Origin of the sequence: Actinopolymorpha sp. NPDC004070 (assembly GCF_040610475.1) — a bacterium.
Taxonomy (GTDB): domain Bacteria; phylum Actinomycetota; class Actinomycetes; order Propionibacteriales; family Actinopolymorphaceae; genus Actinopolymorpha.
In genome coordinates, this window is record NZ_JBEXMJ010000010.1 from 41,997 (window position 1) to 61,108 (window position 19,112).

Annotated in this window: 15 protein-coding genes and 1 tRNA gene; 7 read left to right on the forward strand and 9 right to left on the reverse strand. The window is 71.8% G+C overall.

Annotated features, from left to right (window positions below; translation table 11 throughout):
* Positions 1-86: 86 nt before the first annotated feature.
* The 4 genes from ABZV93_RS18780 (at position 87) to rsgA (ending at position 4,105) form a co-directional block, all read left to right on the forward strand.
* A complete protein-coding gene (locus tag ABZV93_RS18780) occupies positions 87-1,451 on the forward strand; it encodes an MFS transporter (RefSeq protein ID WP_354937468.1) in 1,365 nt (454 codons plus the stop codon).
* 68 nt (positions 1,452-1,519) lie between these two features.
* Positions 1,520-1,672, forward strand: a complete 153-nt coding sequence (locus ABZV93_RS18785) for a hypothetical protein (protein ID WP_354937471.1) — start codon at positions 1,520-1,522, stop codon at positions 1,670-1,672.
* Between the two features lie 103 nt (positions 1,673-1,775).
* Positions 1,776-3,068 carry a 3-phosphoshikimate 1-carboxyvinyltransferase gene (aroA, locus tag ABZV93_RS18790; protein ID WP_354937474.1) on the forward strand — a complete coding sequence of 431 codons (1,293 nt, stop codon included), beginning with the start codon at positions 1,776-1,778 and terminating at the stop codon, positions 3,066-3,068.
* A complete protein-coding gene (gene rsgA, locus ABZV93_RS18795; protein ID WP_354937477.1) occupies positions 3,065-4,105 on the forward strand; it encodes a ribosome small subunit-dependent GTPase A in 1,041 nt (346 codons plus the stop codon). Before aroA ends, rsgA begins: the two co-directional genes overlap by 4 nt.
* Positions 4,106-4,135: 30 nt before the next feature.
* Here rsgA and ABZV93_RS18800 read toward each other — a convergent pair whose 3' ends face one another.
* Positions 4,136-4,630, reverse strand: coding sequence for a DUF2231 domain-containing protein (locus ABZV93_RS18800; RefSeq protein WP_354937479.1), 495 nt, complete (start codon positions 4,628-4,630; stop codon positions 4,136-4,138).
* A gap of 169 nt (positions 4,631-4,799) precedes the next feature.
* Between ABZV93_RS18800 and ABZV93_RS18805 the strand changes: the two genes are divergently transcribed.
* From ABZV93_RS18805 to ABZV93_RS18815, 3 genes are all read left to right on the forward strand, one after another.
* Positions 4,800-5,603 carry an inositol monophosphatase family protein gene (locus ABZV93_RS18805; protein WP_354937482.1) on the forward strand — a complete coding sequence of 268 codons (804 nt, stop codon included), beginning with the start codon at positions 4,800-4,802 and terminating at the stop codon, positions 5,601-5,603.
* 272 nt (positions 5,604-5,875) lie between these two features.
* The gene (locus ABZV93_RS18810) at positions 5,876-6,304 is read left to right on the forward strand and encodes a CBS domain-containing protein (protein WP_354937485.1); all 429 of its coding nucleotides are present in this window, start codon (positions 5,876-5,878) and stop codon (positions 6,302-6,304) included.
* Between the two features lie 31 nt (positions 6,305-6,335).
* A complete protein-coding gene (locus tag ABZV93_RS18815) occupies positions 6,336-7,247 on the forward strand; it encodes a carbohydrate kinase family protein (RefSeq protein WP_354937488.1) in 912 nt (303 codons plus the stop codon).
* Here ABZV93_RS18815 and hutI read toward each other — a convergent pair.
* The 8 genes from hutI to ABZV93_RS18855 all read right to left on the reverse strand — a co-directional run bounded on the left by hutI (position 7,229) and on the right by ABZV93_RS18855 (position 19,068).
* A complete protein-coding gene (hutI, locus tag ABZV93_RS18820) occupies positions 7,229-8,413 on the reverse strand; it encodes an imidazolonepropionase (protein ID WP_354937491.1) in 1,185 nt (394 codons plus the stop codon). The two genes, ABZV93_RS18815 and hutI, sit on opposite strands and share 19 nt — an antisense overlap.
* A gap of 543 nt (positions 8,414-8,956) precedes the next feature.
* Complete coding sequence (locus tag ABZV93_RS18825; protein WP_354937494.1) at positions 8,957-11,479, reverse strand: polynucleotide kinase-phosphatase; 2,523 nt, start codon at positions 11,477-11,479, stop codon at positions 8,957-8,959.
* A complete protein-coding gene (locus ABZV93_RS18830) occupies positions 11,472-12,884 on the reverse strand; it encodes a 3' terminal RNA ribose 2'-O-methyltransferase Hen1 (RefSeq protein WP_354937497.1) in 1,413 nt (470 codons plus the stop codon). Before ABZV93_RS18830 ends, ABZV93_RS18825 begins: the two co-directional genes overlap by 8 nt.
* A 105-nt stretch (positions 12,885-12,989) precedes the next feature.
* A tRNA-Met gene (locus tag ABZV93_RS18835) sits at positions 12,990-13,066 on the reverse strand.
* 126 nt (positions 13,067-13,192) lie between these two features.
* Positions 13,193-16,189 carry a UPF0182 family protein gene (locus ABZV93_RS18840; RefSeq protein ID WP_354937500.1) on the reverse strand — a complete coding sequence of 999 codons (2,997 nt, stop codon included), beginning with the start codon at positions 16,187-16,189 and terminating at the stop codon, positions 13,193-13,195.
* A gap of 183 nt (positions 16,190-16,372) precedes the next feature.
* Complete coding sequence (locus ABZV93_RS18845; RefSeq protein WP_354937503.1) at positions 16,373-17,428, reverse strand: PDZ domain-containing protein; 1,056 nt, start codon at positions 17,426-17,428, stop codon at positions 16,373-16,375.
* 72 nt (positions 17,429-17,500) lie between these two features.
* Positions 17,501-18,025, reverse strand: a complete 525-nt coding sequence (locus tag ABZV93_RS18850) for a molybdenum cofactor biosynthesis protein MoaE (protein ID WP_354937506.1) — start codon at positions 18,023-18,025, stop codon at positions 17,501-17,503.
* On the reverse strand, positions 18,022-19,068 hold the full coding sequence (locus tag ABZV93_RS18855) for an NAD-dependent epimerase/dehydratase family protein (RefSeq protein WP_354937509.1): 1,047 nt from the start codon (positions 19,066-19,068) through the stop codon (positions 18,022-18,024). Before ABZV93_RS18855 ends, ABZV93_RS18850 begins: the two co-directional genes overlap by 4 nt.
* Positions 19,069-19,112: the final 44 nt, after the last annotated feature.

Below are 19,112 nucleotides of genomic sequence, written 5' to 3' on the forward strand. Positions count from 1 at the left end.
CGACCTTGCCCGGACCAGATATGAAGCATTACCTTCACATCTGGCCGTCGCGCCGGTGTCGGCGTGGAGTGCTCCGAGGGGGCGGGATGACCAGCGACACGACCGACGACGCCGAGCGGACCGAGCAGGGCGCCGGCGCGGGGCGGACCGCCGCGGCGCCGGCCGATCCTCCGCTTCCACTGCACCGCAACCGCGACTTCCGGCGGCTGTGGGTCGGCCAGGCCTGTTCCGAGCTCGGCTCCGGCGCCGCCGGTCTGGCGTACCCCCTACTGGTCCTGGCACTGACCGGCTCGCCGGTCCAGGCCGGGCTGGTGGGAACAGTACGGATGGCGGCCGGCACCCTCTTCGGCCTGCCGGCCGGTGCGCTGGTGGACCGCTGGAACCGGCGCCGCGTCCTGATCGGCTGCGAGGCACTGCGGGCGTGCGCGGCCGTGGGGCTGGTGGCCGCGATCATCGGCAGCCGGGCGTCCCTGCCGCTCATCCTCGTGGTGGCGGTGGTGGAGGGCGGAGCCGGCGCGTTGTTCGGCCCGGCGCAGACGGCCGCGGTGCGCCACATCGTTCCGGCCGGGCAACTGCCGACCGCCGCGGCACGCAACGAGGCCCGCGGCTACGCGGCCGAGTTGGCCGGCCCTCCGCTGGGTGGAGCGTTGTTCGCGGTCGCCCGCTGGGCGCCGTTCCTCGCCGACGCGATCTCCTACGTCGTCTCGCTGATCGCAGTGTGGCTGATCCGGCGACCGCTGCGGGACGAGCACCCGGACCAACCCGAGCACCCGGATCGGCCCGAACCGCTCGGCCGGGCGGTCTGGTCGGGGTTGCGGTTCGTCGTCGGTGAGCCGTTCCTGCGGGCGGTGCTGGTGCTGGCGCCGTTGGCGAACGCGGCGTTCTCGGGAGTGTTGTTCGTCCTCGTGGTGGTGCTGCTGCAACGCGGGACACCGCCCGCGGCGGTCGGCGCGGTGCAGTCGGCGATCATGGTCGGCGGTCTGCTCGGCGCGCTGGCCGCGCCGTGGCTACAGCCGCGGATCCGCGTCCAGGCCCTCATCGTCGGCTTCCTGTGGGTCGTCGCAGGCCTGGTCGCCGCGGCGGCGTTCGTGCCGGGCAGCTATCCGGTGGCGGCGCTGCTGGCGCTCGCGATCCTGCCCGCACCCACCCTCAACGCGGCGCTGGTCGGCTACCAGATCGCGGTCACGCCCGACCGGATGCAGGGCCGGGTGGACAGCGCGATCGGCCTGCTCGCCCAGTGCCTGCAGCCACTCGCGCCGTTGCTCGGTGGGCTCGTCGTCGCGTGGTGGGGCGGTCGCGGCGGGTTCCTCGTGTTCGCCGGGATCCTCGCGGTCGCCGCGGTGGTGGCCAGCCTGTCCAACGGGATACGAAACCTGCGGCCGTTGTCGGAGGTCGCTCCTGAAGTCGATCACCTGCCGACGGGCGGTGCTTCGGGACCGCCCGGCAGTTGACCCAAGGGGTCCCGGGTCCGGCCGCCCGGGCCGACCCCCGAAGGAGGACACCGCGAAGCGGGACATTCGTGGCGACGGTGGTCGTCGCGTTCCTGCTCGCTGCCGGCTGCCCGGGACAGACGTCCACCTCGGACCGGACGGCGGCCGAGCGGGCGGCGGACACGCTGGCCCGGGGGCTGTGGTCGGATCGGACCACGGCGATCTCCTCGACCGGGAGGTGATCTTCCGGCCAGGTCGTGCTCACCCGCGCGGGCTGTGAGCGTTCCGCCGCGGCGTGACGCGGCGCCATACGCAGCCCGGCCGGTCGGCTACGCTCGGCGTTCGATGGGAAGTCTCGCCAGCGACCTGTGGACCGCGCCGCGCGCCGCCGCCGCGGTGGATGCCGACGTCCGTATCCCCGGGTCGAAGTCGATCACCAACCGCGCGCTGCTGCTCGCCGCCCTCGCCGACGGACCCTCCGCGGTCCGGCGCCCGCTGCGGGCCCGGGACACCGCCCTGATGGCCGGGGCCCTGCGCACGCTCGGCACCGGGATCCAGGAGACGCCGCAGGGATGGAACGTCTCGCCCGAGCCGTTGCGCGGTCCGGGCCGGGTCGACTGCGGGCTGGCCGGAACGGTCATGCGCTTCGTCCCGCCGGTCGCGGTGCTCGCCCGCGGCGACATCTCCTTCGACGGTGACCCGCGGGCGCGGGAACGCCCGATGGGCCCGATCCTGTCCGCGCTGCGCGCCCTCGGCGGCACCGTCGACGACGCCGGCCGCAACGCGTTGCCGTTCACCGTGCGCGGATCCGGCGCGATGCCGGGTGGAAGCGTAGAGATCGACGCCTCGGCGTCCAGCCAGTTCGTCTCGGCTTTGCTGCTGGCCGGCGCTCGCTACGACGCCGGCGTGACGGTGCACCACGTCGGCAAGCCGGTGCCCTCACTCCCCCACATCGACCTGACGGTGGCGATGCTGCGCGAACGCGGCGTGGCCGTCGACGACAGCGATGCCCACACCTGGCGGGTGGCGCCGGGTCCGGTCCGGGCGTACGACACCGAGGTGGAACCCGACCTGTCCAACGCCGCCCCCTTCCTCGCCGCGGCCATGGTCACCGGCGGCCGGATCCGCGTCCTCGGCTGGCCCGAGACCACCGAGCAGGCCGGTGACGCAATCCGGGAGATCTTCACCCTGATGGGTGCCCACGTACGCCTGGACAGCGAAGGGCTCACCCTGCGCGGCCCGGACACGATCACCGGCGTCGACCTCGACCTGCACGACGTGAGCGAACTGACCCCGGTGGTGGCCGCCGTGGCGGCGCTGGCCACCGGGCCGTCACGGCTGCGCGGGATCGCGCACATCCGCGGCCACGAGACCGACCGGCTGGCCGCCCTGGCGACCGAGCTCAACCGGCTCGGCGGCGCCGTACGCGACACCGAGGACGGCCTGGAGATCTCGCCGCGCCCCCTGCGCGGCGGAGAGTTCCGCACCTACCACGACCACCGGATGGCGCACGCGGCCGCCGTGCTCGGACTGGTCGTTCCCGACCTGCGCGTCGAGGACATCGCCACCACCGGCAAGACCCTGCCGGACTTCCCGGCGATGTGGGCAGCCATGCTCGGCCCGGAGGCGGCTGCGTGAGTTCGCGGCAGCGCCGGTTCGAGGTCGACGACCACGAGAGCTACGGCAGGCCCGCCCGGCGTACCCGCCCCCGCACCAAGCAGCGCCCGAACTACGCCGGCGCCACCACGGCCGTGGTCGTCACCCGTGACCGCGGCCGCTACACCTGCCGGGTGGAGGCGGCCGACGGGGACAGGCGGGACGGTGGGGATGCCGGTGCCCGCCAGGTGATCGCCATGCGGGCCCGAACGCTCGGCCGGACCAGCGTCATCGTCGGCGACCGGGTGCGCCTGGTCGGCGACGTCACCGGAGACCCGGGCACGCTGGCCCGGATCGTGGAGGTGGAGGAGCGAACCACCGTCCTCCGGCGTACCGCCGACGACGACGATCCGATCGAACGCCCCATCGTCGCCAACGCCGACCAGCTGGTGATCGTCACCGCGCTGGCCGACCCCCCACCAAGGCCACGGCTGATCGACCGGTGCCTGGTCGCGGCCTACGACGCCGACGTCGAACCGCTGCTGTGCCTCACCAAGGCCGACCTGGCCTCACCCGACGACCTGCTCGACATCTACCGCCCGCTCGGCGTCCCCTCGGTGGTGACCCGGCACGACGAGGAACTCGGCGACCTTGTCCGGGAGCGGCTCACGGACCGGGTGAGCGTGCTGGTGGGGCACTCCGGGGTGGGCAAGTCGACGCTGGTCAACACGTTGATCCCGGACGCACACCGGGCGACCGGCGAGGTCAGCGACGTCACTGGCCGGGGCCGGCACACCTCGACGCAGGCGGTGATGCTGGCGCTGCCGTTCGGCGGCTGGATCGTGGACACGCCCGGCATCCGGTCGTTCGGGCTGGCACACGTCGACCCGCACCGGCTGATCGGCGCCTTCGGTGACCTGGACGACGTGGCCGAGGAATGCCCCCGCGGCTGCACCCACCAGCGGACCGAGCCGGAGTGTGCCCTGGACGAGGCGGTGGCCGACGGCCGACTGGACCCTGCCCGGGTGGAGTCGTACCGCCGCTTGCTGGACTCCCGCGAGTTCCACGCGGGCGACTAGTCGCACCGCACGTCCCTGGCCGGCCGTCTGTCATCCGCCGCCGCCCCACACCGCGCGCGCACCCGCGTCACCGGCGAGGATGACCTGGATCCCGGTCGCCACCGAGATGCCGACGAGGACGACCGCGACCACGATCCGGACCGGCCGGGCGATCCCGGCGGCACGACGCCGGCCCGCCTCCCAGCGTGGAGTCGGCGCGCCCGGGCCGCCGAGAACGAACGCCGAGACCACGCACCAGCAGAAGAACGCCAGCACCAGCCATCCCAGCAGCTGGGCGCGGTGTTCGTGCAGTTCGACTTCGGCCGGCTTGCCCAGCCGGTCGTACAACGCGTAGCCGCTCTGCACGGTGACGAACGCGGCCACCAGGGACACCGCCGCACCGGCGAGCACCGGCCACCTCAGCAGCCGGCGCCACCGCGGAACCAGCGCGTACACCAGGGCGGCGAGCACCGCGAGCGGGACGAACACCACGACCAGGTGGTTGACGAGAACGTGCAGCGGAAGTCCGAAGGCCCGATCGAACATGCCACCCTCCCGGGGTCGTACTGCATCCACGTCACCGCCCGCGTGGTGCCTGTCCTGTCGGTACGCGGCGTGGCCGACGGTGGTTTCCTACTCACACGCCCAAGGCCCACCGGTGGTTCGATCAGCGGGTCGAAATGTGCGATCATCGCGCGCCCACTACCGTGTCCCCATGGCCTCGACGCACACCGAAGATCTGCGGCTCGCCCACATGATTGCCGACGACGCAGACGCGCTCACGATGAGCCGCTTCCGTGCGCTTGACCTGCAGGTGTCGACGAAAGCCGACGAGACTCCGGTGAGCGAGGCCGACACCGCCGTGGAGGAGGCCGTCCGCCGCACACTCGGCCGGGCCCGCCCCCGTGACAGCATCCAGGGCGAGGAGATGGGCCGCAGCGGCTGGAGCGCCCGCCGATGGATCGTCGACCCGATCGACGGCACCGCCAACTACGTCCGCGGCGTGCCGGTGTGGGCCACTCTGATCGCCCTCTCCGTCGAGGAGGAGATCACCGTCGGGATCGTGTCGGCTCCCGCCCTCGGCCGGCGCTGGTGGGCCTCGAAGGGCGACGGCGCGCACGCCGGGCGCAGCATGCGGCTGGCACAGCAGTGCCGGGTGTCGAAGGTGGCCACGCTGCCCGAGGCCTTCCTGTCGTACTCCGGTCCTGGTGAATGGATCGACGCCGGACGCGGCGCCGGGTTCGGGCGCCTGCTCGAAAGCTGCGGGCGCACCCGCGCGTTCGGCGACTTCTGGTCGTACATGCTCGTGGCGGAGGGCAGCGTCGACATCGCCTGCGAACCTGAGCTCGAGTTGCACGACATGGCCGCGCTGAGTGTCATCGTGGACGAGGCCGGTGGGCGCTTCACCTCCCTGGACGGCACCCCCGGACCGTACGGCGCCGGCGCGGTCGCCACCAACGGCCTGCTGCACGACGAGGTCCTCGGTCTGGTCGGCGACCAGAAAGACCAGAAGGACTGACCCGGCGATCACCGAGCGCGCGGTCACCGAGTCCTGATCGCGGGACCAGTGAGGTGATCGGCGCGCCGATGATCGGGTGACCGCCAAGACTGCACTCGCCGGTGTCGGCGGCGAACCCTCCCCCGCACGGGCCGGCGGACTTCCCGGTAATTACGCGCATACGCCATCGCGGGGGATTTCTTTGCGGCCCGGTCCGGGCTAGCGTGCCCAACACAGAAAGTTGGCCGGTGCTGGCCGCAGGTCGGACCGGCAGGGCACGAAGGGAGCCGGTGATGCGGATCAGCGACGTGCTGCGCGGCAAGGGCCCCAAGGTCGTGACGATCAGACCGGACGCCGCCGTACGAGATCTCCTTCAGCTGCTGGACAGTGCCAACATCGGCGCGGTCGTGGTCAGCGAGGACGGTGCCACGATCACCGGCATCGTCTCCGAGCGCGACATCGTCCGGCACCTCTCCGATCCGTCCCGGCTCCTCGACCAGCCGGTGTCCACGATCATGACCAGCGAGGTGCACACCTGCGCGCCGAACGCCACCGTGGACTCCCTGATGCGGTTGATGACCGAGCAGCGCGTACGCCACGTCCCGGTCGTCGTCGACGGCAGGCTCGCCGGGCTGGTCAGCATCGGCGACGTGGTGAAGACCCGGATCGGTGAGCTGGAATTCGAGCGGGCGCAACTGGAGAACTACATCGCCCAGGCCTGACCGCCGGCACATACCGGGCCATCATTGGGCCATGCAGCCCGATCATCGGCCGGATGTCGTCGTGTGCGGCCCGGCCTCGTGGAACCACATCGTGCGGGTGGCCGAACTCCCCGCGCCGTACCCGCACATGGTGGTCGCCGACGGCGACGTCGAGACGCTGGGCGGCACCTCGGCCGGAAAGGCACTGCACCTGGTCGACCTCGGCCGGCCGGTGACCCTGCACACCGTGGTGGGTGGTGACGTCCACGCCGAACGCATCCAGGCCGCGCTGACCGCGGCCGGCGTACCGCTGCGGGTGTGCCGGGTGCCCGGCGCGAGCGAACGGCACCTGAATCTCATGGACCCGCAGGGTGGCCGGCTGTCGATCTACCTCGACCTGCCGAAATTCGCCGACCGAGGACTGCCCGACGGCGCCTGCCCGGATACCGTCCTGCGGGAGCAGCTTGGCGGCGCCCGCGCCGTGGTCCTCGACCTGTCCGAGCACTCACGGGACCTGATCGACGTCGTACGCGCGATGGGGGTGCCGATCTGGACCGACATCCACGACTACGACGGCAGCGCCGCGTTCCACCGGCCGTTCATCGACGCCGCGTCGTACGTCTTCATGAACGCCGACGGGCTGGACGACCCGCTCGCGTTCATGCACAGCCTGGTCGCGGACCGAGCGCGGCTCGCGGTGTGCACCCTCGGGGCGCAGGGCGCGACAGCCGTCGACGACAGCCATGAGGTGCACCGGATCCCGGCCGCACCGGTGGCCGCGGTGGTGGACACCAACGGCGCGGGCGACGCGTTCATGGCCGGGTTCCTGCATGCGCACCTGTCCGGTTCCACCACGCAGCGGGCGTTGCGGGCCGGAGCGGAGCAGGCCGTCCGGGCGCTGACCACCGTGCACCTGAGCCCGCTCCTGGACAAGTACGGCGAGAGCTACCTCGACCACGCGTGACCCGAGGCCGGACGTCCGTCCTTCCACACCTCGCGTACCAGCGGAACGCCCGGACGGTAGGCGAGGTGTACGTACGACGGCGCGTCGAGCACCGTCAGGTCCGCCCGCGCACCCGGGCGCAGCACGCCCACGTCGTCGCGGCGCAGCGCCCGGGCACCGCCGGCGGTCGCCGCCCACACCGCCTCCGCGGGCGTCATCCCCAGTTCGCGGACGGCGAGGGCGATGCAGAACGCCATGCTCGAGGTGTACGACGAACCCGGGTTGCAGTCGGTGGCCAGCGCCACGGTCGCCCCGGCGTCCAGCAGCCGGCGCGCCTCCGGGTAGGGCGAGCGGGTGGAGAACTCCGCGCCCGGCAGCAACGTCGCCACCGTCGCCGAACCGGCCAGCGCGGCCACGTCCTCCGCGGTCAGGTGCGTGCAGTGGTCCACCGAGGCGGCGCCGAGCTCGACGCCCAGGCGCACGCCGGGGCCGGGCCCGAGCTGGTTGGCGTGCAGCCGGGGCGACAGCCCGGCAGCGCTCCCGGCGGTGAGCACCGCGCGGGACTCGTCGGCGTCGAACGCGCCCCGGTCGCAGAAGACGTCCACCCATCGGGCCACCGGTGCGCAGGCCGCCAGCATGTCGCCGCGTACGAGGTCGATGTAGTCGTCGCGGCGGCCGGCGTACTCCGGTGGTACGACGTGCGCGCCGAGGTAGGTGGTCTCGGGGGTGAGGGCGGCGGCCACCGCGAGCGACCGGGCCTCGTCGCGCACCGTGAGGCCGTACCCGCTCTTGATCTCGACCGTCGTCGTGCCGCCCGCGAGCATCTCCGCCACCAGTGTGCCGGCCCGGGCGTGCAGGATCTCGTCCGGCGCCGCCCTCGTTTCGCGCACGGTGACACCGATCCCGCCGGCGTCGTAGGGACGGCCGCTCATCCGGGCGGTGAACTCCTCCGCCCGCTCGCCCGCGAACACCAGGTGGGCGTGGCTGTCCACGAAGCCGGGCAGTACCGCCCGGCCGCCGCACCCGACCCGGCTGTCCGCGACCGGTGCCGCGGTGGCCGGCCCGACCCAGCCGACGACGCCGCCCTCCACGAGCACCGCGGCGTTCCGCAGTTCACCGAGCGGACCGTCGCGCTCCGGGTCGTTGGTGACGAGCAGACCGATGTCGTCCAGCAGGACCGAGACCATCCGCTTAGCCTGCCCCACTCCGGACCCGGGCTGCCCGCCGTTTCGCTGACCCCACCCATCGCGCCGCCGAGCGGCGTCGTGCAGCCCTTGACCGCTCTCGGGTTGAGACGCGCGAACCCCTCCTGTCCTTCGTACGGAAAGTGCGGGTAGGGCGCGTCCACCGAACTCGCGACGTCCAGCCGGCTCACCTGCTCAGCGGTCAGGCGCCAGCCGGTTGCACCGAGGTTGTCCCGCACGCTCTACTGCGCGTTCCTCGTGGCCACGACCCGACCCCGCGGAGTGGCCGGCCGGTTCACGGCGTCGCCGACGGTCGCTTCGAGGAGCTGCCGGACCTGTACGCCGAACAGACCGACGTACGGCATCCGATGACCACACCCGAGGTGCCGCCGCTGACGACCTCGCGAGGCGGGTCGTCGACGTCGTCGTCCACGAGACACCGGTCCGGAGGCGATCGTGGCGGAGTTCGGCTACGAGTTCTCCCGGCCGGACGGTCCGGCGGCGAAGGTCCCGTGCGTCTTCGTTCTACGCGTACGACGCACCGGGTCACAGCCTGGGGTCGACCGGCTCGGACTCCAGGGCGAGCACCGCGAACACCGACTGGTGGACCTTCCAGAGCGGCTCGCGGCCGACGAAGGCGGTCAGTGCCTCGAGCCCCAGTCCATGCTCACGTTGGGCGAGCTGGCGCTTCTTGCCCAGGTGGCGCCCGCGCAGCACGTCGAGGGAGCCGGGGTAGTCGGGGCCGTAGATGATCCGGAGGTACTCCCGGCCACGGACCTTGATGCCGGGCTGCACCCGACTCTCGACGAGGTGCGCCGGCTTGACCACCATGCCCTCTCCCCCGTCGGCCGTCAGGTCCAGCCACCAGCGGGTGGCCGCGTCCCGTTCGTCTGGTGAGTCGAGGTCCACGAACCGGTGCCGCGTCGGCGTGATCAGGTCGCCCTCCAGCTTCGCGAGCTCGGCGAGGTGCCACCCGTGCGACTCGGCGAGCGCAAGCGCGCGGCCCTCGCAGGCGAGGATCTGGAACGGCGCGAGGGTCACTCCATCGAGCCCGTCGGTGGGCCGGACGTACGCCGCGTACGCGTCCCGGAAGGCTTCGGCGTTGCCCAGCCGGCGCCGCGACCGGTCGAGGAGGCCACCGACGTCGAGCCCGCGCGCCGCGGCCTGCTCCAGCACGGCGAGCGCCTCGGGCAGCACGGTGCGGGCCGCCGCACCCACCGAGGCGTACTGCGTCTTGATGAGGTCGAGCGCCTTGGCCGACCAGGGCAGGAGTTCGCAGTCGAGGGCGAGCCAGTCCGTGGTCAGCGACTCGAACAGCGGCTGGGTCGCGAGGCGCAGCCGGTCGACGAGTTCGGTGGTGTCGGTGAAGAACGGCCGACCGGTCCGCGTGTAGACCACGCCGGTGGTGCCGTCCCCCACGCCGAAGCGCCGTTCGGCGGCGTCGGCGTCCTTCGCGATCATCGCGACGGCGCGCGAGCCCATGTGCTTCTCCTCGCACACCACGCGCGAGACGCCCCACCCGGCGTACTCCTCGAAGGCCTGCTCGGGGCGCTCCAGGAAGCCCTCGGTCGTGGAGGTCGCGACCGGCGACATGGTCGGCGGCAGGTAGATCAGCCATCGCGGGTCGACCGCGAAGCGGCTCATGATCTCCAGCGCGGCCGCGGCGTTCTCCTCCGGGATCTTGACCTTGCCGGCGTGGGTGGTTTCCAGCCAGCGGGTGCCGGCGACGTCGCCGATCCGAAGGACCGACGCCTCGCGGTCCGCCGTGCCCGGAGCGAGGGGACGGACCGGCTCGTACCACTGCTGTTCGGCCGGTACGGACACGATCTCGCGCTCGGGGTAGCGCAGCGCGGTGAGCGCGCCACCGAAGACGGCGCCGGTGTCCAGGCAGATGGTGTTGTTGATCCACTCCGCCGCCGGTACCGGGGTGTGGCCGTAGACGACGACCGCCTGGCCGCGGTACTCCCGCGCCCACGGATAGCGGACGGGCAGGCCGTACTCGTCGGTCTCGCCGGTCGTGTCGCCGTACAGCGCGAACGAACGCACCCGGCCCGACGATCGCCCGTGGTAGGACTCCTTCAGCCCGGCGTGCGCCACGACCAGCTTCCCGCCGTCGAGGACGTAGTGGCTGACGAGGCCGTCCATGAATGCGAACGCCCGGGCACGGAACTCCTCCGGCTCGCCCTCCAGCTGAGCGAGCGACTCCGCCAGGCCGTGGGAGACGGCCACCTTGGAGCCCCGGAGGGCACGGACGAGCTTGGCCTCGTGGTTGCCGGAGACGCAGAGGGCGTTGCCGGACGCGACCATGCCCATGACGAGGCGGAGTACGCCCGGGGTGTCCGGGCCGCGGTCGACGAGGTCGCCGACGAAGACGGCCTGCCGGCCCTCCGGGTGCGTGGCGTCGACCGCCGCGCTGCCGTCGTACTCGATCTTCCAGCCGAGTTCGGCGAGCAGGGTGCGAAGCTCGGACGCGCATCCGTGCACGTCCCCGATGACGTCGAAGGGGCCGTGCTCGTCCGTGCGGTCGTTCCAGGGGCGCTCGCGGACGATCTCGGCGCCATCGATCTGCTCGGCGCCACGCAGGACGTGGACGCGGCGGAAGCCCTCCTTGTTCAGCCGCCGTAGCGACCGCTTGAGGTCGCGGTGCTGGCGGGAGACGACGTGAGCGCCGAAGTCGCGTTCGGGGCGCTGCAGGTTGCGCTCGACCGCGACCTGCTCGGGGACGTCGAGGACGATCGCGTCGACCAGCACGTCGTGGCTTCTGGCGAGCTTGACCAGGGCTGCACGAGCCGCCTGCTGGACGTTGGTGGCGTCGACAACGGTGAGCAGCCCGCGGCGCAGCCGGGTGCCGGCAATGTAGTGGAGTACGTCGAAGGCGTCCGGCGTGGCCGACTGGTCGTTCTCGTCGTCGGCCACCAGGCCACGGCAGAAGTCGCTGGAGACGACCTCGGTGGGCTTGAAGTGGCGACCGGCGAAGGTGGACTTGCCGCTGCCGGAAACACCGACCAGGACGACGAGTCCCATGGCGGGAACGGCGACCTTGTGCCTGCCGGCTGTCACGTCAGTCATCGTTGCCCTCCTTCCGGGTGAAGATCGCCAGCTGGGTCGGAGCGCCGAGCCTCTCGTCGAGGTCGCCGATGCCTCGCCGCTCGACGTGGTAGCCGTACGTCGCGGCGACACGCCCGGACCACTCGGCGAACTCCACCCGGGTCCACTCGAACCGGTGGTCGGGGTGCCGCATGCCGGCAAGTCCCTCGTAGAGGACGTTGTACTCGGCGTTGGGGGTCGTCACGATGACGGCCCCCGGCCCGGCCGCGCCGAACACCACGCGTTCGAGCGCCTCCAGGCGGGGCGGGTCGACGTGCTCGACGACCTCCATCAGGACGGCGGCGTCGAAGCCGGCGAGCCGGTCGTCCTCGTAGGTGAGGGCGCTCTGGAACAGCTCGACCCGCTCGGCCTGGCGCTCGCTCATCCGGTCCAGCCGCAGTCTCCGCGCGGCGTACTGAAGGGAGCGGGTGGAGACGTCGCTGCCCGCGACGCGGGTGAACGCCGGGTCCTTCACCAGCCGGTCGAGGAACTGGCCCGGGCCACAACCGAGGTCGATCACCGTCCTCGCCCCCACCTCGAGCAGGGCCTGGTGGACCGCCTCATGTCGCTGGACGTTCAGCGGGACGCGCTTCTCCTCCGGCTGCGAGACGTCCTCGTCCTCGGGCGGCTCGACGGCCTCCTCGACCTCGTCGCCGAGCTCGGCCAGCCGGGCGAGCGCGGTCCGGGTGAGCCCGCTGCGACGGCCCAGGTAGCGGCGGGCGATGAGGGTGGCTTCCGGGTGGCTACCGAGCCAGCCCTCCCCCGACCTCAGCAGCTTGTCCACCTCGTCGGGGCCCTGCCAGTAGTGCTTGGACTCGTCCAGCACCGGCAGGAGCACGTGCAGCTGGTTGAGCGCGGCGGCCAGCCGGACGACGGCGGACAGCCGAAGGCGCACGTAGCGGGAGTCGCCCCACTCCTCGAATGCCTCGTCGAGCGGGATCGGCTCGGCCTCGACGGCCCACCCGAGCGGCTCGAAGAGCCGGTGCGCGACGTCGGCACCACCGCGGCACGGGAGCACGGGGACGGCGATCTCGAGCGGGATCGCGGAGTCGGCCAGCTCCTGCCGGGAGACGCATCGACCGCTCCGGGCGGTGCTGAACACGTCGGCCATCGCCACCCCCAGCAGCGACGACGCGGCGTAGGAGCGGTCGTTGACGTACTGCGCGAGGCTGAAATCGGGAGCGTTCTTCGCCTGGGACCGGGCCAGCCTCACCGGGTCGACGTCGAGCAGGAGCGCGGCGGTGCAGCGTTCCGTGGTGGCCTCGGGGTAGAAGACCGTCGCGGTGCCGAACGACTGCCTGAACTCCTGCACGCGGTCGGGGTGCTTGTGCAGGAGGTAGCCGAGGTCGGTCGCCGGCTGGTGGGTGGTCGAGACGGTCAGCAGCACGCGCTCAGTCTGCCCGACCGGCCAGTGCCCCATCGACGCATATGGACAGACGTATGACCGGACATACGAACAGAGGCCCGGAGGAAATCCTCCGGGCCTCTGACCTGGTAGCGGGGGCAGGATTCGAACCTGCGACCTCTGGGTTATGAGCCCAGCGAGCTACCGAGCTGCTCCACCCCGCGGCGACGTGTTAAAGAGTACGGGTCATGGTGGCCGAGTGCAAATCGGCCACCTCCGCCGCAGGCTGGGAGGATTCGCCCGGATTTGCCCGGGCGTCCTCCGGCCTGCGGCGGAGGCCTGCGGGTCGCCTATCCGGGCCGGGGCGCCGGGGTCGGCGTCCGGGTCGGAGTGGCCTTGGGGGTCGGCTTCGGGGTGGCCTGGTCGGCCCGGTCGCGCTCGGCCGCCTGGGCCTTCGCCGCCCTGCCCACCGCCTCCTGCGCCCGCGCCACCGCGTCGGCGTACCCCTTGAGGTCGCCCTTCTGCAAGGCGGCCTGAGCCTGGTCGAACGCCTTGCTCGCCTCGGCCAGCGCCGCGGCCACCGTCTCCGAGGGCTGGTTCGGCTGGTTCGGCTGGTTCGGCTGTTTGCCCGGTTGTTCGGGCTGGTTCGGCTGGTCGCCGGCGTTCTCCCCGGTGTCGGCACCCGCGTCGCCCTGGAACACCATGTTCAGCGCTTCCTGGAGCGTCGTGCCCACACCTGTCTGCCCGCCGAAGGACGCCAGCACGAGCCGGAGCAGCGGGTACGACGCGTCGCCGGAGCCGCTCTCGACGTACACCGGCTGGACGTAGAGCAGCCCGCCGCCGACCGGCAACGTGAGCAGGTTGCCCTTGGTGGCCCGGCTGTCGCCTCGGGTCAACGGCAGCAGCGCGTCGGCCACCCGGGTGTCGGAGTTGAGTTTGTTGGCGATCTGGCTCGGCCCGTCGATCTGCGTCTTGTCCGCGAGCTGAAGCACCCGGATCTTGCCGTAGTCCTTCGATCTGGCGTCGGCGTCGACGGCCACGAACGCGGCGAGGTTCTCGCGGTTGAAGTAGATGTAGGTCGAGGTGAGCGAGAACGCCGGCCCGTCCTCACCGGGCATCCGCACCGACAGGTAGTACGCCGGCTGCTTCGCGCCCTGCTGGGTCGGGTCGGAGGGCACCCGCCACCGCTCGGTGCCCTGGTAGAAGGACCCGGCGTCGGTGACGTGGTACTGCGCGAGGATCTCCCGCTGGATCTTCATCAGGTCCTCGGGATAGCGCACGTGGTCCAACAGCGCGTCGGGCATCTTCGACTTCGGCTGCACGGTGCCCGGGAACGCCTTCATCCAGGTGCGCAGCACCGGGTCCTTGTCGTCCCACTGGTACAGCGAAACCGTGCCGTCGTAGGCGTCGACCGTCGCCTTCACCGAGTTGCGTACGTAGTTGAGGCGTTCGCTGGGCTGGCCCGCGATCGCCGGCTGCCGGGTCAGCGACGTCGAGGTCGCGTCGTCCAGCAGCAGCCGCTGGGACATCGGGTAGTCGGCAGACATCGTGTAGCCGTCGATGATCCACTTGATCCGGCCGTCCACGACCGCGGGGTACGGGTCGGAGTCGAGGCTCAGCCACGGCGCGACCTTCTGCACCCGCTCGCGCGGCTCGCGGTCGTACAGCACCTTCGACGCGGAGTTGATCCGGGACTGGTTGAGCAGGATGTTGAAGTCCTGGAACTTCGCGGCGTAGAGCAGCCGGCTGCCGAACGACCCGATCGGCACCCCGCCCTTGCCCTGGTAGGTGTTGGTGGTCTTCGCGTCACCGCTGCCACCGGGGATGTCCAGCTCGACCGGCTTGGCTCCCTTGGGCGCGCCCACGATGGAGTACGGCGGCGACTCCTCGCCGAAGTAGATGCGCGGCTCGTACTTCCCGAGTTCGCCCTGCGTCGGGATGCCGCCCTGCAGCCACTTCGGGCTTCCCTCCGCCGTGCGCTGGTTGCCGTACGCGCCCACCAGCCCGTAGCCGTGGGTGTAGACGGTGTGGTCGTTGTTCCAGTTGCGCTGGTCGGCCGGAACGCCCGCCAGGCTCAGCTCGCGCACCGCCACCACCGCGTCGCGGGACTCGCCGTCGATCTTGTAGCGGTCGACGTCCAGCGGCTTGTTGAACGTGTAGAAGCCGCGCACCTGCTGCAGTTGCTCGAACGTCTCCCCCACGATCGCGGGGTCGATCAGGCGTACGCCCGGCAGGGTGTCGGCGTCGTCGGCCAGCTGACCGGCGGTCGTGCTCGTCTTGGCGGTGTACTCCTTCACCTCCGCGCCGTTCACGCCGTACGCCTGCCTGGTGGCGTCGATGTTGCGCTGGATGTACTTGTTCTCCTTGACCGGCTCGTTTGGGTGTACGGTCACCTGCTGGATGATCGCCGGCCACGCCCAGCCGAGCAGCACCGTGGACAGCACCAGCAGACCCACACCGAGTCCGGGCAGCAGCCAGGTGCGGCGTACGACGTTGGCGAAGAACAGCAGCGCGCAGATCGCCGCGATCACTGTCAACACCGTCTTGGCAGGCAGGACCGCGTGCGCGTCGGTGTAGGTGAGCCCGGTGAACGCCTGGTTGGACATCCGGTGCCCGGCGGTGACCAGGCCGTATCGGTCGAACCAGTAGGCGACCGCCTTGAGGAGAACGAACAGTCCGAGCAGCACCGACACGTGCGCCTGAGCCGCGGCGGACGCCTTCTGCCCCTGCGTCTGCAGGCGGACGCCGCCGTAGAGGTAGTGCGCGACCAGGGCGGCGATCAGCGACAGGACGATGACGGAGAAGCCGAACCCGATCAGGAAGCGGTACCACGGATAGCCGAACACGAAGAACGACACGTCCAGGCCGAACTGCGGGTCCTGGGTGCCGAAACTGGTGGAGTTGCGCCACTGCAGGAACGTCTCCCACCGGCCGGCCGCACTCGAGCCGGCGATCAGCGCCAGCAGCAGCGCCGCGATTCCCGCGATCAGCCCGCGGTGCGGGTCGACCACGGCGCGGTAGCGGTCGAGGGTCTGCTGCTCGGTCGACATCGCGCGGTAGCGGGGCCGCAGGCGGTACGCCAGGGCGAGGTTGGCGAACACCGCCGCGCCCAGGATCACGCCGAAGACGGCGAACATTCCGATCTTGGTGACCAGCGTCGTGGTGAAGACCCCGGAGTAGTTCACCGCACCGAACCACAGCCGCTCGGTCCAGAAGTTGGTGAAGATCCCGAAGATCGCCATGAGGACGACCAGCACCACGATCGTGGGAACCAGCGCACGGGTGCGGACGTTGCCCCGGGGGAAGCCTCGCCTGGACGGATCGCGCGGGGCGGAGAAGCTGCTCACGTGGTCCTCGTTCCTCGGTGCGGGGTGGTTCTTCGGCTGGGTCTTCGTCGGGGGTCTTCGGCGAAAGTGCGGAGACTGCGGATACACCGAAGCGGACGGACGGGACGTCCCGCCGTCAGTGAGGCAACTTCGGACAGGGCCGGGGAGTTCCCACCTGCCTGGTCGACCGGCGCGGCGGCCGGGTCAGCCCCTGCCACAGGTCGGCACGGTGGCCTTGGGGTTCTTGTTCAGAGCCTCCAACGCCGAGACGGCATCACGCAGTGTAGCGATCCGCACCAGGCGGATGTCCTTGGTGGACGCCCCGGCCGCCGCCGGGCAGTTCGCCGCCGGGACCAGGAACGTCGTGGCGCCGCCCTCCCTCGCCCCGGCGATCTTCTGCTGGATCCCGCCGATCGGGCCCACCTTGCCGTCCGCGTCGATGGTGCCGGTGCCGGCGACGTGCCGGCCTCCGGTCAGGTCGCCGGCGGTGAGCTTGTCGACGATCGCCAGCGCGAACATCGTGCCCGCGCTCGGCCCGCCGATGTCCTGGCCGAGGGTGATCTTCACCGAGAACGGGAACGCGAAGCCGTCGAACGGCTGGATTCCCACGAACGCGCGCTTGGCGTCGGTCGGCGACTTCGTGGTGGTGATGGTGACCTCACGCGGCTTCCCGCCGCGCCGGACGGAGAACCTCAGCTTGTCCCCGGGCCGGTGCCGGCCCACGAGCGCCACCACCTGCTGGGCGCTGGTGACCTTGGTGCCGTCGACGGCGAGGATCACGTCGGCGGCCTTCAGCCGGCCCACCGCGGGCGACTTCTCCACCACCGCCTTGACCTGCACCACCGACGTCACCTTGTCGCCGGTCTGGCGCAGCGCCGCGGCCACTGCCGCCTGCTGGGAGGTCTCCATCTGCTCGGCGTTCTGTTCCTGCACCTGCGTCGGCGTCTGGTTCGGCGGATAGACGTAGTCGCGGGGAATCACGGCCACCCGCGGGTCCAGCCACCCGGCCACCAGGCCGGCGAGGTCCAGCTTCTGGTCCGGGCTGGTGACCGCCACCGTGGTGAGGTCCAGCTGCCCCTTCGTGGGGTAGGTCGGGTGTCCCTCGACGGTGATGACCGGCTTTCCGTGGTACTTGCCCAGGGTGTTCTCGGTCGGCCCGGGGCTCATCGCGACATACGGAACCGGTACCAACCACGCGAGAGCGACCAGGGCGACGAGCAGGACGGCGGTCAGCGCCATCGTCGCGGTGCGGCGGGACATGGGGGCAAGGTTAGGTGACGACGCCCCGGTCACCTCGACAGGCTTGCTCGGGGCGCGCGCCGGACCCGCGGGTCAGCCCTCCGCGCCGACCCACTCCGCGTCACCGCCGGTGAACCGCTGGTGCTTCCACAACGGGACCCGCGCCTTCAGCTCGTCGATCAGCATCCGGGCGGCCGCGAACGCCGCGTCCCGGTGAGGTGCGGAGACACCCACGACCACCGCCGCCTCGCCGACGGCCAGGTCTCCAGTGCGGTGCACCGCCGCGAGGCCGCACACCGGGTGCGCCGCGACCACCTCCTCGGCGACGGCCCGCAACTCCCGCAGCGCGAGTGGATGCGCCTCGTATCCCAGCTCGGTCACCGAGCGGCCCTCGTCGTGGTCGCGGACCGCACCGACGAACAGGCAGAAGCCGCCCGCGCGCCGATCGGCGATGGCCGTGAGCACCTCGTCGGCGGACAGCGGGGTCTCGCGCAGGTCGAGCAACCGGATCCGGTCCGGTGCCGCCGCGCCGGCGGACGCCGTGGTGGACGTCGCGTCAGTGGTCGTCGTACCGGCGGTCACCGCGCCGGCCGACGTCGGCTCGTTCGAGTCGCTCACGATCCCCCTCTGGTCTTGCGGCGCCTGGCCCGGCGCACGACCGCGGCCGTACCCAGCAAGGCCACCGTCGCACCGGCCGCGCCCAGCGTCGCGGTCTCCCGCCGCCCGATCCGCCGGCCCAGTGCGGTGTGGCGTCCGGCCACGTCGGTCGCGAGTGCCTCGCAGGCGGTGGTGTTGTCGTGGACGGGACGCCAGCCGGCGGCCAGCAACTTGTCCGAGGAGACTACCCACGGGTGGCTGACGTAGGCGAGGTCGCTGGCCGGCGCCGGGGTGAGCCCGAGCCGGTGCAGGCGTTCGGCAGCTCCCAGCGCGAGGCTCTCGGGGAGTTCGAGCCGGGGTAGGCCGACGAGTTTCTCCACCTCGTCCTGCCCCAGGAAGCCCTCGCTGCCGACCGTCACCGAACCCTCGACGCGGCCGAGCGCCGCCCACTCCAGCGCACTCAGCAGGTCGTCGACGTGGCAGAACTGCCAGCTCGGCCGGCTGCCCCGGATCACCAGCAGCCGCGCCGCCTCGAAGTGCCGGGTCAGGAACGTGTCGACGGCACCGCCGACCACCATCGCCGGCCGGACCACAGTCACCGACAGACCCGGATGTGCCCGCGGCGCGCGCCTGGCCAGCCACTCGATCTCCAGCAGGTCGGCCACCACGCCCTCGGGCCGGGCCCGCAGCGGCGCGTCGTCGGCCAGGGGCACCGGGTTGTCGGCGAGCGCGCCGTACACCATCGCGCTCGTACACAGCACGATCCGGGGTACGCCGGACGCCGCCGCCGCGGTCAGCACGGTCTGCGCGCCGCGGACATTGCGGGCACTCCGCTGCCGCGGCTCCGTATCGGGCGAAAGGTCGACGTCGAGGTGGACCACCACGTCACACCCGGCGATCCGCTGGGCGACGGCGGGGTCCCGGATGTCGAGCACCCGCCACTCCACGCCCTCGACGTCACCGCGGCGCTCGTCCAGGCCGACGACGCGGTTGATCTCGTCCAGGCCGGCCAGCCGCTCGACCAGGGCCCGGCCCAGCCCGGAGGCAGCACCGGTCACCGCCACGACCAGGCCACCGCCACGACGGGCCGGCGGGGTGCGGCGCGTGG